Consider the following 14,120-nt stretch of genomic DNA (forward strand, 5'->3'; position numbering starts at 1 on the left):
GGGCGCGTACGTCCGTACGGCTACACGTCGCGCTTCTCCAGGAGGGCGAAGGCGCCCGCGACGCCCGCGGCCGTGACGACGGCGAGCAGCGTCAGCTGCGAACCGCCACCGGCGTCCGCGCTGTCCGCGCCGAAGATCTTGGCGAGCGCGGTGATGGCGTTGTAGTCGTTCATCTTCTCGCCGAGCGACTGCGTGCTCTCCCAGATCATCAGGAACGCGGGCATGATCGCGGGGACCAGGACCACGCCGAGCATGGCGGTGATGGCGCCCGCGGAGTGCCGCAGCATGGAGCCCACGGCGAGCGCGAGCACACCGAGCAGCGAGACGTACAGACCGCCCTTGAGGACCGTGCCGGCCCACGGCACGTCGCCCGCCTCGGGACCGCTGTTGGCCGCGGATCCGGCGAGGCCCACCAGCAGGATGGAGCCCGCGGAGACCACGAAGGCGACCACGAAGAAGATCAGGATCTTCGCGGTGAGCACCCGGTGGCGCTGCGGGGACGCGGTGAACGTCGTACGGATCATGCCCGTGCCGTACTCGGACGAGGTGACCAGGACGCCGAGCGTGATCAGGCAGATCTGGCCGAGCATCAGACCGAAGAAGGCCGGCACGGTGAACGGCATGTCCGCGTAGTCGCGCGGCTCCGTGTTCGCGACCGCGAGCAGGCCGATGCCGACGACCAGGAGCAGGAAGGTGCCCAGGGTCCACATCGTCGAGCGGACCGACCTGATCTTCGTCCACTCGGAGGAGAGCGCGTTGCCGAGGTGGGTCTTCGTGACCGGGATCGGCGAGGTGTAGGCGTTGGCCATCGCCTGCTGCCAGGCGGACGGCGGCGCGGGGGCGGCGGGCGGCGGAGCCAGCGGGGCCGCGTGCGCCATGGGGGCGCCCTGCGGAACGGGGGCGCCCTGCGGTGCGGGCGCGCCCTGCGGTGCGGGAGCACCGGCCGGGGCGTACGTCTGCTGGGGCTGCTGCGCCTGCGGCTGGTGCTGCGGAGTCGGAGGCGTGGTCATCGTGCGTCCTCGTTGTCGGTGGCGGTGGCGCGCTTGGTCATGTCGGGGGCGGGAGCCGCGGCCTGGGGCTGCTGCTGCGGCGCCGCGGCGTACGGGTTCTGCCCGTCCTGCGGCTGCGGCATCGCGAAGGGCTGACCACCCTGCTGGGGCGGCGGCGGCGCGTACCAGCCGGGCTGACCCTGCCCCGGCAGCGGAGGCTGGCCCTGGCCCGGCAGCGGCGCGCCGGGCGGCAGCGGCTGCTGGAGGCCCGCGCGCTGGTCGACCGTGGAGCGGTAGTCGACGGCGCCCTGCGTCATCCGCATGTACGCCTCCTCCAGCGAGGCCTGGTGCGGGGAGAGCTCCCACAGGCGGACGTCCGCGCCGTGCGCGAGGTCGCTGATGCGGGGGAGCGGCAGGCCGGTCACGCGCAGCGCGCCGTCCAGCTCCGGCAGCACCTGGCCGCCCGCCTCGGTCAGCGCGGCCGTCAGCTTCTCGCGCTGCTGCGGCTCGGTCTCCGGCGTGCGCACCCGCGCGAAGTCCGCGGAGTTGGCGGAGATGAAGTCCGTGACGCTCATGTCGGCGAGCAGCTGGCCGCGGCCGATCACGATCAGGTGCTCGGCGGTGAGGGCCATCTCGCTCATCAGGTGCGAGGAGACGAAGACCGTGCGGCCCTCGGCGGCGAGCGACTTCATCAGGTTGCGGACCCAGAGGATGCCCTCGGGGTCGAGGCCGTTGACCGGCTCGTCGAAGAGCAGCACCTGCGGGTCGCCGAGGAGCGCGGCCGCGATGCCAAGGCGCTGGCCCATGCCGAGCGAGAAGCCCTTGGAGCGCTTCTTCGCGACGTCCTGGAGACCGACGACGCCGAGCACCTCGTCGACCCTGCGGGCCGGGATGCCGGAGAGCTGTGCGAGGCACAGCAGGTGGTTGCGGGCGTGCCGGCCGCCGTGCACGGCCTTGGCGTCGAGCAGCGCGCCGACCTGGCGGGGCGCGTTCGGGAGTTTGCGGTACGGGTAGCCGCCGATCGTCACCTGGCCCGTGGTGGGGGCGTCGAGCCCGAGGATCATGCGCATCGTCGTCGACTTGCCCGAGCCGTTGGGGCCCAGGAAGCCCGTGACGGTACCGGGCCGCACCTGGAAGGAAAGGTTGTACACGGCTGTCTTGGCGCCGTAGCGCTTCGTCAGGCCGACTGCCTCGATCATTCTCCGCACCCATCGAATGGTTCAGGACGTCGGGGCACACGCCCCCGTAAGGGTTAGGAGGATAACGGGGAGCTGACGGTTCCAGCCAAGAGCAAGTAAAAGCGTCCGCCGCGGGACCGGCTGCCGCAGGGCGTGACGGGGCGTCACAGGACCGTGAGCTCCGTCCACGGCAGCACCCAGCCCGCGGCGGCGAAGAGCTGGGTGCCCCGCTCGCGCAGTGCGGCGTCCGCCGCGGCCCGCCGCACCCAGGCCGCCGCGTCGGGCCCGAGGAGCGCGCGCAGGGCCGGGGAGGCGGCAAGGAGCGCGCCGAGCAGGGTCGCCTGATCGCCGCCGCCGGGGCGGGGCCGGCCCGTCGCCGGGTCGGCGAGGAGTCCGCGCGCGCTGACGTAGACGTACGCCTCTTCGAGCCGGGCGCCGCAGGGCAGGGCCATCCCGTACGCGTCGCCGGACAGCCGCACCCGCCGGTAGTTGGGCAGCTCCGTGTCGTCGACCGCGGCGAGCTGCGCCGGGTCGAGCCAGGAGACGACGAGCGAGCGGCACGCGGTGGGGTCCGGATAGGGGGCGGCCGCCACGTACCCGGCCCTGCCGATGTGCGCCGAGCAGCCCACGCCGATGCCGCGCAGCCGTACGGGGACCATCGGCACGGCACCGGAGAGACCGAGCCGCGCGAGCTTGTGGGACACCTGCCCCGGTGAGGCGTTCGAGCCGACGGCGACGACGGGCACCCGGCCGGCGACGGGGGCCTGACCGAGGCCGGTGAGGACCGCGTCGAGCGAGCGGCGGGGAGCGGCCCCCTCGACGGCCCACGCGCCGGGCCCGCCGGACCCCACGCGCAGCGGCAGCAGCTCGGTGCCGGTCAGCAGCGAGGGGGCGGTGACCGGGCGGCCCGGGTACGTCAGGGGCTGCAGCGCGGGAACCCCGTCGAGGCCGAGCGCCGCGAGCCCGCGGTCCTGAGTGGTCACACGCCCCCCTGTGCTCGGGTGCGGGCTCCGGGGCCCGCCGTTCGGATCAGGCCCTAGGCGTCCCGCTTCTTCAGCAGTACGTACCCACCGAGCAGCGCCGCGACGACCCAGAGCAGCATGATCGCGATACCGCCCCAGGGCCCGTACGGGGTGTCGTCGTCGAACGGCGTCTTGACCTGCATGATCTTGCTGCCGGCCTGGTCGGGCAGGAAGCGGCCGATCTTCTTGGTCGCCGAGACGTTGCCGAGGATGCTGGAGATCAGGAAGAAGAACGGCATCAGGATGCCGAGCGACAGCATCGGACTGCGCAGCATCGCCGCGACCCCCATCGAGAACACCGCGATGAGCGTCATGTAGATCCCGCCGCCGATGACGGCGCGCAGCACCCCGGCGTCGCCGATCCGCGCCTTGTGCTCGCCGAGCATCGCCTGCCCCACGAAGAACGTGATGAAGCTGGTGGCCAGGCCCACCGCGAACGCCAGCAGCGTGGCCACGAGGACCTTGCTGAACAGGAACGTGGCGCGCTGGGGGACCGCGGCGAGCGAGGTGCGGATCATGCCGGTGCTGTACTCGTTCGAGACGACGAGCACCCCGAAGACGATCAGCGCGAGCTGGCCCAGGGACATCCCCGCGAAGCTCGTGTAGGTCGGGTCGAAGGTCAGCTTGTCCTTGGCGTCGAGCTTGTCGTAGTCGTTCTTCGACAGGATGCTGATCAGCATGCCGAGCGCGACCGTGACGATCGCGGCGAGGCCGAGCGTCCACAATGTCGAGGAGACCGAGCGGATCTTGGTCCACTCCGATTTCAGTACCTGCGTCGCGGCCATCGCTCAGGCGTCCTTCCGCTGCTGCCAGCCGTCGCCCCAGCCCCCGGTGGGCGGCGGCGGGGCGCTCACGCCCTCGTGGTCGGTGTGTGCGTGGTACTCCACGGACTCCGCGGTGAGCTGCATGAAGGCCTCTTCGAGCGAGGCCTGCTGGGGACTCAGCTCATGGAGTACGAGCTGATGGCCCGCGGCGAGCTCGCCGAGCTGCTCCGCGGACGTGCCGTCCACCTCTAGCGTGCCGTTGCCCGCCTCCACGGCGGTGATGCCGGCCTCGTGCAGCACGTCGAGCAGGCGCTCGCGCTGCGGGGAGCGCAGCCTGACGTACGACCGGGAGTTCTGCCGGATGAAGTCGGACATCGTCATGTCGGCGAGGAGGCGGCCCTGGCCGATGACGACGAGGTGGTCGGCGGTGAGGGCCATCTCGCTCATCAGGTGCGAGGAGACGAAGACCGTGCGGCCCTGCGCGGCGAGGGACTTCATCAGGTTGCGGATCCAGTGGATGCCCTCGGGGTCGAGCCCGTTGACCGGCTCGTCGAACATCAGGATCTCGGGGTCGCCGAGCAGCGCGGCCGCGATGCCCAGGCGCTGGCCCATGCCGAGCGAGAAGCCCTTGGCCTTCTTCTTGGCGACGGCGGTGAGGCCGACGGTGTCCAGGACCTCGGCGACCCGGCCGCGCGGGATGCCGTTGCTCTGGGCGAGGCAGAGCAGATGGTTGAAGGCGCTGCGGCCGCCGTGCATGGCCTTGGCGTCGAGCAGCGCGCCGATGTACGTGAGGGGGTCCTTCAGCTGCGAGTAGCGCTTGCCGTCGATGCGGACGTCGCCGGCGGACGGATTGTCCAGGCCCAGCATCATGCGCATGGTCGTGGACTTCCCCGCGCCGTTCGGACCGAGGAAGCCGGTGACGATGCCGGGATGCACGGTGAAGGTCAGGTCGTTGACGGCGACCTTCTCGCCGTACCGCTTGGTCAACCCCGCTAGCTCGATCATGCGGCCACGCTAAGACGTGACAAAGCCCCCTGCCACTTCAGAAGTGGCAGGGGGCCGGGGCGCTCCTGAAAGGGGCGCGGGGAACTGCGCGACCAGCCACGGCGGACCGGCAGATCCCCCCAGGGCCTCAGCGAGTCTGCTGCGCAGGCACCCCGCGGCTGATCGGCTCGTCCTCGACGGGCGTCCCGGCCGCGGCCACCGCCGCACCGGTGAGCGTCGCCAGCATCTCGCGCACGTTGGTGAGCTGCGCGTTGATGCTGTCGCGGCGGTTGGTGAGCGCCGCCAGCTCCCGCTCGGATTCCGAGCGGATGCGGTCCGCCTTGGCGTTCGCGTCCGCGACGATGTCCTCGGCCTGACGCTGCGCCGTCTCCACCGTCTGACGGGCGCGACGCTCGGCGTCCGTGCGGAGCTTCTCGGCCTCCAGGCGGAGCTGCTCGGCGCGGTGCTCGATCTCCGCGAGGCGCTTCTCGGCCTTGGCCTGACGCGACGCCAGGTCACGCTCGGACTGCTCGCGGCGCTTGGCGAGGTTCGTCTCGAAGTCCGCGGCGGCCTGCGCGGCCTTGGCGCGGGTCTCCTCGAAGAGGGCGTCCGCCTCCTCGCGCTTGGACTGCGCGTCCTTCTGCGCCTCGGCGCGCAGCGCGTTCGCCTCGCCCTTGGCCTTCTCGACGATCCGGACGCCCTCGTCCTCGGCCTTGGACTTGCGCTCGGACGCGAACGACTCCGCGTCGTTGCGCACCTGCTGGGCGGCGGACTCGGCAAGCTCGCGGTGCTGCTCGGCGGCGCGCCGGGCCTCCTCGCGCAGGTCCTTGGCCTCCTCCTCGGCGAGGCGGAGGATCTTCTCGACGCGGGCACCGAGACCGGCGTACGACGGCTCTGCGTCGGCAACCTGGGCCTGGGCGTTCTGCGTCTCGAGGTGCAGTTCCTCGATGCGCTTTTCCAGAGCAGTGATACGGGCAAGAGCGCTGTCACGGTCGGAGACGAGCTTGGAGATACGTTCGTCCACCTGAGCGCGGTCGTACCCACGCCGCACAAGCTCGAAGCCGTAGGGGGAAGTGTCGCTCATGGGGTTCCTGTCGAATGAGACCGGTGAGGTGATAGAGGGAATCCTAGGGGTCCAAGCGGCGTGTCATCGAGCGGATGCCCGTTTGATCTGGAGAATGACACCCCTTTTGAGTGGCTAACCGCCGGAGCACTTGCCAGCGACAGGGCCGAAGGTCCTTGCCGAGCACGGAAGATGACTCATTGGCTAGCCCTCTGACGACTTGCCACCCGAACGAGTCGACCCCGCCGCTGCCCCTGCCTTGACGCCGCCCGTAGCGGAGCTGCTGTTGGCCGCAGTCTTCGCGCCGCCGGTCGGGGCCTCGAAAGACTCCAACGCCTCCAGCACGTCCTGGACACGGGAAATCTCCGCATTGATGTCCTCGCGGCGGCGCACCAGCACCTCCAGCTCGCGCTTGCCCTCCTCGACCATACGCGTCGCCTCGGCCTCCGCCTCCGCCTTGATCCGCTCGGCCTCGCTCACCAGCGAAGTCTTCTTCGTCTCGGCCTCCTTGAGGAGCGCCTCCGCCTTCTTGACCGCGGCGATACGGACCTTGCCCGCCTCGGAGTCGGCGTCCGACACCGTCTCCTTGGCCTTCGCCTGGGCCTCGGCGAGCTGCTCCTCCGCGGCCTTGACCAACGCGTCGCAGCGCTCGCCCGCGGACTTCATCGCCTCGGCGGACTCGCGGCGCGCACGCTCGTGCAGCTCCTCGATCTCGGCGGTGAGGCGGTCGCGCTGCTCCTCGGAGCGCTCCCTTATGGCGGTCGCGTCGCGGCGCGCCCCGACCAGGAGCTCGTCCGCGTCCGTACGGGCCTTCTCCACCAGCGAGTTGCCCTCGACCGTCGCCTCGGAGACCAGACGGTCGGCCTCGGTGCGGGCCGCGCCGACCATCGTGTCGGCCTGCGCCTCCGCGTCCGTCGTCGCCTTGAGCGCCTTCTCCTGGGAGTCGCTCGCCAGCTTCTCGGCCTCGGCCGCGGCTTCCGTGATGAGCGTGTCGACCTGCTCGGCGGCTTCCTGACGGCGCTTGTTGGCGGCCCTGCGGGCCTCGTCGAGGGTCCGCTCGGCCTCCTCGCGCGCCTGCGAGGTGACCTGCTCGGCCTCCCGCGCCGCGTCGGCCTTGACGCGCTCGGAGTCGCTGCGGATCCGCTCGGCGTGCTGCTGCGCGGAGTTGACCGTCTCGGACGCCTCGGCGCGCAGCCGCTCGGCGTCGCCCGACGCGTCCGAGATGAGCTTCTCGGCCTTCGCCACGGAGTCCGCGCGCACCCGCTCGGCCTCGGTGGCCGTCTCGCTCTTGAGGAGCTCGGCCTGCTCGGTGGATTCCGTGCGCAGCCGCTCGGCCTGCTCGATCGCCTCGGTGCGGACCCGCTCGGCCTCCGCGATCGTCTCGTTCTCCAGGCGCTCCGCCTCGCTGCGCGCCTCGCCGATCAACTGGTCGGCCTGGCCCGCCGCGTCGCTGCGGATGCGGTTGGCGTCCTCGCGGGCGTCGGCACGGGTGCGCGAGGCGTCCTGCTCGGCCGACGCGATGGTGTCCGAGGCCTCGGTGCGCACCCGCTGGGCGTGCTCGGAGGCGTCCGAGCGCATCCGCTCGGCCTCCGCGATGGCCTCCGCAACCGTGCGCTCCGCGAGGGACTTGGCGGCCTCGGAGGACTCCGTCGCCTCGCGCCGGGTGCGGTTGGCGTCCTCGGTGGCGCGCTCCCGCTCGGCGTACGCGTCGGAGCGGACGCGGTCCGCCTCCTCCTGCGCCTCGGTCTTCGTGCGCTCCGCGGCGTGCTCGGCGGCCGAGCGCAGGCCCGCGACCTCCTCCTGCGCCGTCTCGTGCAGACCCGCCACGGAGTCCCGTACGGACTGGGCGTGCTGCTCGGCGGCCGAGACCATCTCGGTGGCGCGGCGGTCGGCCTCCTCGACGAGGCGGATGGCCTCGGCCTGGGCCTCCTCGACGCGCTTGCGGGCGGAGGCGAGGAGTTCCTCGCTCTGCTCGCGGGCCCGCTCGCGCTCCTGATCGGCTTCCCCGCGCGCGGAGTTGAGCGTCTCCTCGGCCTCGCGGCGGCGGCGCGTCGCCTCCTCCTGGGCGGCGGACAGGGCCTCGGCGGCCTCCGCGCCGACGCGCTCGGCGGCCGCAGCGGCCTCCGCGCGCACCCGGTCCGCGGACTCCTGCGCCTCGGTCTTGAGCCGCTCGGCCTCGGCGGCGGCCTCCGAACGCAGCCGTACGGCGACGTTCTCGCCCTCCGCGCGGGCCTGCGACGCGTCGGCCGCGGCCTCCGTGCGCAGCCGCTCGGCCTCGGTCTCGGCCTGCGCCTGGAGGGTGCGGATCCGCTCGGCGGACTCCGTACGCAGCCGGTCGGTCTCCTCGGTGGCCTCCTTGCGGATGCGCTCGGCCTCCGCGCGGGCGTCGGTCAGCGCCTGCTCGGCGGCGGCCAGACGCTCCTCGGCCTCCGTGTGCAGCCTGGCCAGCTCGTCGGCGGCCTCGGCCTGGCGTGCCGCTATGGCCCGCTCGGTCTCCTCGCGCAGCTCGCGCGCGGCGTCCTCGGCCTCCGACCTGGTGGTCTCGGCCTGCTCGGCGGCCTCCTCGCGGTGCCGCTCGGCCTCGGCGCGGGTGCGCTCCAGGGTCTCCTCGGCCTGCTTGCGCAGCGACGTGGCGCGCTCGATGGCCTCGGTGCGGACCCGCTCGCTCTCGGTGGTGGCGGCCGACTTCAGCTCGTCCGCGTCCACCTTCGCCTTGGCGAGGAGCTCCTCGGCGGACCTGGCCGCCTCCTCGATCTGCTGGACGGCCTCGCGGCGGGCCTCCGAGCGGATCCGCTCGCCCTCCTCGACGGCCTCGGCCCGCAGCTGCTCGGCCTCGCCGCGCAGCCTGCGCGCCTCCTCCTGGAGCTCGACGGTCTTGGCGCGGTACTCCTTGGTGTCGTCCTTCGCCGCGCCCTTGAGCTCCTCGGCGATGTCGTGCGCCTGGCTGCGCAGCCGGTCCGCCTCGGCCTCGGCCTCCGAGCGGATCCGCTCGGCCTCCTCGGTGGCGGTCTTGGTGGTCTCCTTGGCGTCCTTGGACGCCTTGTCGAGCACCTCCTCGGCGGTCCGCGCGGCCTTCGCGAGCTGGCCCGCGGTCTCCTCGGCGGTGATCGTGCGCGCCTTCTCGGAGGCTTCCGCGATCAGCTTCTCGGCGTCCGCGCGGGCGTCGGCGACCAGCTGCTCGGCCTCGGTCCTGGTGGCCTCGGCCTCCTTGGTGGCCTCGCCGACCAGGCGGGCGACCTGCTCCTTGGCGGTGCGGGTGCGCTGCTCGTTGGCGGCCTCCGCCGACGAGAGCTGCTTGGCCGCGGTGTCCTTGGCCTCGGCGAGGACCTTCTCGGCCTCGGCGCGCGCCTCGCGCAGCGCCGCGTCGGCCTGCGTCATGCGCTGCTCGGCGGCCCGGCCCGCCTCGGCGGCCTGCCGGCGCGCCTGCTCGGACTCGGTGGCCGTGCTGGAGCGCAACTGCTCGGCGTGGTCGGTGGCCTCCTGCGCCTGCGTGGAGGCGGCGTTCAGGAGGCGCTCGGCGTCGGTGCGGGCGCGGCGCAGGGTCGCCTCGGCCTCGGCGCGGGCCGACTCGGCGTCGCTCGCCAGGCGCTGGCGGGCCTCCTCGGCGACGCGCTCGGCCTCGGCGCGGGCGGCGGCCAGGGACTGGTCGGCCTCGGCGCGCGACTCGTCCAGCAGCCTGCGGGCCTGCTGCTCGGTGCGGGCGCGCAGCTGCTCGGCCCAGGCCACGTTCTCGTTGACGTGCGACTCGACGGTCTGCCGGCGCTCGTTCAGCTCCTGGTCGAGCTGCTGGCGCCGCGTCACGGCCTCGGTGTGCAGCTCCGACTGGAGCCTGGCCTGCTGCTCGGCGTGCTCCTGGAGGATGCGCTGGGTCTGCGCCCTGGCGTCCCGCAGCTCGCGCTCGGCATCCGCGCGCAGCTGCTCGGCCTGGATCTGGGCGTTGCGGAGCAGCTGCTCCGCCTGGTAGCCGATGTCCGCGCTGTCGTAGGCAGGGCGGGACGCGAGGTTGCGGCGCGCCTCGTGCAGCTTGGCGCGCAACACCTCCACCTGGTAGCCGAGGTCCTCGGCGTGCTGGACGGCCTTCTCCCGCTCGGTCTTCAGCCGGTCCATCTCGGCCTCGAACCGCGAAAGACTGTCGGTCTCAGCCCGCGAGTTCTCCTGGCGTTCGTAGCCCCGCACTGCGCGGTCCCATCCTTCCCCGAGCTCTTGGCTGCGCTCGAGCAGGGGACGCCCCACTCCTGGTCGCAATTCTCTCCAACGAGCCCCGTCCATCCGCCGAACGGGGCCCCCGGGGGAATGGTGTCAGATCAACAGCGGAGCATGGGCTGCTGCCCCGACGCTCGTCCCCCGAAACCCGGACCCCGGCACGTGACCGCCCAGAGTGCGGGCGGCCGTGCCCAACCCTACCGGCCCAGATATACGGAGGTCAGTGCTCCGGTGACTCGGAAGGCGCGGAAGTGACAAGTTCCGTCAGAACGCCGTGGCAGTCCTTGGGGTGCAGGAAGGTGATGCGCGACCCCATGGAACCGATGCGGGGCTCGTCGTAGAGGACGCGTACGCCCTTGTCCTTGACGGCCGCGGCGTCCCCGTCGACGTCCGCGGTGCCGAAGGCGATGTGGTGCACGCCCTCGCCGTTCTTGGCCAGCCACTTGCCCACCGCGGAGTCGTCGCGGGTCGGTTCGAGCAGTTGCAGGTAGGAGGCGCCGCCGTCGCTCGTCTCGTTGATCTTGAGCATGGCCTCGCGTACGCCCTGCTCCTCGTTGACCTCGGTGTGGAACACCTCGAATCCGTATGTCGCGCGGTAGAACTCGACGGTCTTGTCGAGGTCGAAACAGGCGATCCCGATGTGATCGATTCGCGTCAGCATGGTGCAAGTGCAGCGCTTCATTCGGTGATTACGCAACGTGCGCGCGATCACACTCGTCGCCCGATGACGCACGGGGTACCGCTCAGTACATTCAGATAAACCCTCGTTAACTTCTCCTCCCCAAGGGGCCGTGGCACATGTCTGGAACGACCGGTACCACCTCAGTGATCGTCGCGGGCGCGCGCACGCCCATGGGCCGCCTGCTCGGCTCCCTGAAGTCCTTCTCCGGCGCCGACCTGGGCGGATTCGCCATCAAGGCCGCGCTCGACCGGGCCGGCATCGGCGGCGACCAGGTGCAGTACGTGATCATGGGCCAGGTGCTCCAGGCCGGGGCGGGGCAGATCCCGGCGCGACAGGCCGCGGTCAAGGCGGGCATCCCGATGAACGTCCCGGCACTCACGGTGAACAAGGTGTGCCTCTCGGGCCTCGACGCCATCGCGCTCGCCGACCAGCTGATCCGCGCCGGTGAGTTCGACGTGGTGGTGGCCGGCGGCCAGGAGTCCATGACCAACGCCCCGCACCTGCTCCCCAAGTCCCGCGAGGGCTACAAGTACGGCGCCATCGAGATGCTCGACTCCATGGCGTACGACGGTCTGACCGACTCGTTCGACGGCGTCGCGATGGGTGAGTCGACGGAGAAGCACAACACCCGCCTCGGCATCGCCCGCCCCGAGCAGGACGAGATCGCCGCGGCGTCGCACCAGCGGGCCGCCGCCGCGCAGAAGAACGGCATCTTCGAGGCCGAGATCACCCCGGTCGAGATCCCGCAGCGCAAGGGCGACCCGGTCCTCTTCAGCAAGGACGAGGGCATCCGCGCCGAGACGACCACCGAGTCGCTCGGCAAGCTGCGTCCCGCCTTCGCCAAGGACGGCACGATCACCGCGGGCACGGCCTCGCAGATCTCCGACGGCGCCGCGGCCGTCGTGGTGATGTCCAAGGCCAAGGCCGAGGAGCTCGGCCTCGACTGGATCGCCGAGATCGGCGCGCACGGCAACGTCGCGGGCCCGGACAACTCGCTCCAGTCGCAGCCCTCCAACGCCATCCAGCACGCCCTCAAGAAGGAGGGCCTCTCGGTCGGCGACCTCGACCTCATCGAGATCAACGAGGCCTTCGCCGCCGTCGCGGTGCAGTCAATGAAGGACCTCGGGGTGTCCTCGGAAAAGGTGAACGTCAACGGCGGGGCCATTGCCCTGGGTCACCCGATCGGGATGTCCGGCGCCCGGGTCGTGCTGCACCTCGCCCTCGAACTGAAGCGGCGCGGCGGCGGCGTGGGCGCGGCCGCGCTGTGCGGCGGCGGTGGCCAGGGCGACGCGCTGATCGTCAAGGTGGCGAAGAGCTGAACCCCCGGCCGACCGTGTCCCGTACGTAGCGAACGGAGCTGTTTCATGCAGGACGTCCCCTCCCTGGTGGCGCAGGCCCGCGAGGGCAGGCCGCGGGCCGTGGCCCGGCTGATCTCCCTGGTGGAGGGGGCGTCCCCGCAGCTGCGCGAGGTGATGGCCGCGCTGGCTCCGCTGGCCGGGCACGCGTACGTGGTGGGTCTCACCGGATCTCCCGGAGTCGGTAAGTCGACATCGACGTCGGCGATGGTGAGCGCCTACCGGCGGACCGGCAAGCGGGTCGGCGTGCTCGCCGTCGACCCGTCGTCGCCGTTCTCCGGGGGCGCGCTCCTCGGCGACCGGGTGCGGATGTCGGACCACGCCTCCGACCCCGGCGTCTACATCCGCTCGATGGCCACCCGCGGTCACCTCGGCGGGCTCGCCTGGGCCGCGCCGCAGGCCATCCGGGTCCTCGACGCGGCGGGCTGCGACGTGATCCTCGTCGAGACCGTCGGCGTCGGGCAGTCCGAGGTGGAGATCGCCTCGCAGGCCGACACGTCGGTGGTGCTGCTGGCGCCCGGCATGGGCGACGGCATCCAGGCCGCGAAGGCCGGAATCCTGGAGATCGGCGACGTCTACGTCGTCAACAAGGCCGACCGCGACGGCGCCGACGCGACCGCGCGCGAGCTGAACCACATGCTCGGGCTCGGCGAGTCCCGCGGCCCCGGCGACTGGCGGCCGCCCATCGTGAAGACGGTCGCGGCGCGCGCCGAGGGCATCGACGAGGTCGTCGAGGCGCTGGAGAAGCACCGGGCCTGGATGGAGGAGCGGGGCGTCCTCGCGGAGCGGCGCGCGGCGCGGGCCGCGCGCGAGGTGGAGGCCATCGCGGTCACCGCGCTGCGCGAACGGATCGGCTCGCTGCACGGCGACCGCCGCCTGTCCGCGCTCGCGGAGCGCATCGTGGCGGGCGAGCTGGACCCCTATGCGGCGGCTGACGAGCTGGTCGCCGGGTTGACGTCGGGATGACGTCTGGCTGAGCACGCGCCGGAGGCGGCGTCGGTGACGCCGCCTCGGTGGGGACGGGGGTGGTTGTCCGGGCTGCCTCAGTCGTCGGAGCCGTCGTCGTCGTGGTCCTGGCCGTCACGGTCGTCGTGGTCGCCCCGGCCGTCGTGGCGGTCGTCGTCGTGGCGGTCCGAGCGGTCGGCCGTGACCTTGTCGCCCTTCAGACCGACGTGCCAGTCGGCCTCGGCGCCCTTGGCGTCCGTCGTCTCGACCTCCCAGGCGCCGGCCGAGCCGTCGTCGTCCAGGTCCACGGAGGTCACGGTGCCCTTGGCGGCCGCGGCCCGCGCGGCGTCCGCGGCGCTGGTGGAGGCGCCCTTGAGCGCGGAGTTCACCCGGGCGGTCTCGGCGGCGTCGTCACCGTCGTCGTCCTTGTCGACCCAGGAGCCGAGGACCTTGCCGGTGCCCGGGTCGACCTCGACGTTGTGCCAGGTGCTGCCCTTCAGGACGTCGACGCCCCAGACCAGGCCGCCGTCCTCGTCGTCGAGCTCGGCGGAGACCGCGGTGCCCGGGGTGTCCGCGAGGGCCGCCTTGATGGCGTCCGCGGCCGTGACCTTCGCGGCCTTGGCCTCGGTGGTGTTCTCCACCGTGTCCCCGCGGTCGTCGTCCTTGACCTGGACGCTGGAGCGCTGGGCGGCCGTCGGCCCGTCGTCGCCGGTGACCGCGAGGGCGGTGGCGGTGCCTCCGGCGACCAGGGCGGCCGCGGCGACGGTGGCGATGACGATGTTGCGCTTCATGAGGGGTTCCTCCCGAGACGGTGGGCGGTGCGGCGGCGGCCGGTGAGCCGCTGCCGTTCGCTTTCGACGAGGACCAATCTGGCGGAGCGACCCTGAACCCAGCCTGAAGCCGCCTGAAGAACTCTTCAGGTTCGCTCTGCCACC

11 protein-coding genes are annotated in these 14,120 nt (G+C 72.3%); 2 read left to right on the plus strand and 9 right to left on the minus strand.

The annotated features are described in order from the left end of the window. Positions 1 to 20 precede the first annotated feature (20 nt). The 8 genes from ACIO9J_RS09005 to mce form a co-directional block, all read right to left on the minus strand. Positions 21 to 860, minus strand: a complete 840-nt coding sequence (locus tag ACIO9J_RS09005) for an ABC transporter permease (RefSeq protein ID WP_401995926.1) — start codon at positions 858 to 860, stop codon at positions 21 to 23. Positions 861 to 1,006: 146 nt separating this feature from the next. Continuing rightward, on the minus strand, positions 1,007 to 2,188 hold the full coding sequence (locus ACIO9J_RS09010; RefSeq protein WP_401994833.1) for an ABC transporter ATP-binding protein: 1,182 nt from the start codon (positions 2,186 to 2,188) through the stop codon (positions 1,007 to 1,009). 143 nt (positions 2,189 to 2,331) lie between these two features. Next, on the minus strand, positions 2,332 to 3,150 hold the full coding sequence (locus tag ACIO9J_RS09015; RefSeq protein ID WP_401994836.1) for a hypothetical protein: 819 nt from the start codon (positions 3,148 to 3,150) through the stop codon (positions 2,332 to 2,334). Between the two features lie 53 nt (positions 3,151 to 3,203). Beyond that, positions 3,204 to 3,974, minus strand: coding sequence for an ABC transporter permease (locus ACIO9J_RS09020; RefSeq protein WP_401994839.1), 771 nt, complete (start codon positions 3,972 to 3,974; stop codon positions 3,204 to 3,206). A 3-nt stretch (positions 3,975 to 3,977) separates the two neighbouring features. Next, on the minus strand, positions 3,978 to 4,958 hold the full coding sequence (locus tag ACIO9J_RS09025) for an ABC transporter ATP-binding protein (protein ID WP_401994842.1): 981 nt from the start codon (positions 4,956 to 4,958) through the stop codon (positions 3,978 to 3,980). 127 nt (positions 4,959 to 5,085) lie between these two features. After that, positions 5,086 to 6,021 (minus strand): cellulose-binding protein, encoded by a 936-nt coding sequence (locus ACIO9J_RS09030; RefSeq protein WP_401994844.1) that lies wholly within the window; start codon positions 6,019 to 6,021, stop codon positions 5,086 to 5,088. A gap of 183 nt (positions 6,022 to 6,204) precedes the next feature. After that, entirely contained in the window at positions 6,205 to 10,176 is a 3,972-nt protein-coding gene (gene scy, locus ACIO9J_RS09035; RefSeq protein WP_401994850.1) for a polarized growth protein Scy, read from the minus strand. Positions 10,177 to 10,423: 247 nt separating this feature from the next. Next, positions 10,424 to 10,864, minus strand: a complete 441-nt coding sequence (gene mce / locus ACIO9J_RS09040) for a methylmalonyl-CoA epimerase (RefSeq protein WP_401994853.1) — start codon at positions 10,862 to 10,864, stop codon at positions 10,424 to 10,426. Between the two features lie 137 nt (positions 10,865 to 11,001). Between mce and ACIO9J_RS09045 the strand changes: the two genes are divergently transcribed. Then, positions 11,002 to 12,204 (plus strand): acetyl-CoA C-acetyltransferase, encoded by a 1,203-nt coding sequence (locus ACIO9J_RS09045; protein ID WP_401994856.1) that lies wholly within the window; start codon positions 11,002 to 11,004, stop codon positions 12,202 to 12,204. Positions 12,205 to 12,249: 45 nt separating this feature from the next. Continuing rightward, the gene (meaB, locus tag ACIO9J_RS09050) at positions 12,250 to 13,206 is read left to right on the plus strand and encodes a methylmalonyl Co-A mutase-associated GTPase MeaB (protein ID WP_401994859.1); all 957 of its coding nucleotides are present in this window, start codon (positions 12,250 to 12,252) and stop codon (positions 13,204 to 13,206) included. A gap of 77 nt (positions 13,207 to 13,283) precedes the next feature. On the opposite strand, the gene ACIO9J_RS09055 is transcribed toward meaB, so the two are convergent. After that, positions 13,284 to 13,976, minus strand: a complete 693-nt coding sequence (locus ACIO9J_RS09055) for a PepSY domain-containing protein (protein WP_401994862.1) — start codon at positions 13,974 to 13,976, stop codon at positions 13,284 to 13,286. Between the last annotated feature and the right edge of the window lie 144 nt (positions 13,977 to 14,120).

This window comes from Streptomyces sp. NPDC087300, assembly GCF_044744425.1.
GTDB lineage: Bacteria > Actinomycetota > Actinomycetes > Streptomycetales > Streptomycetaceae > Streptomyces.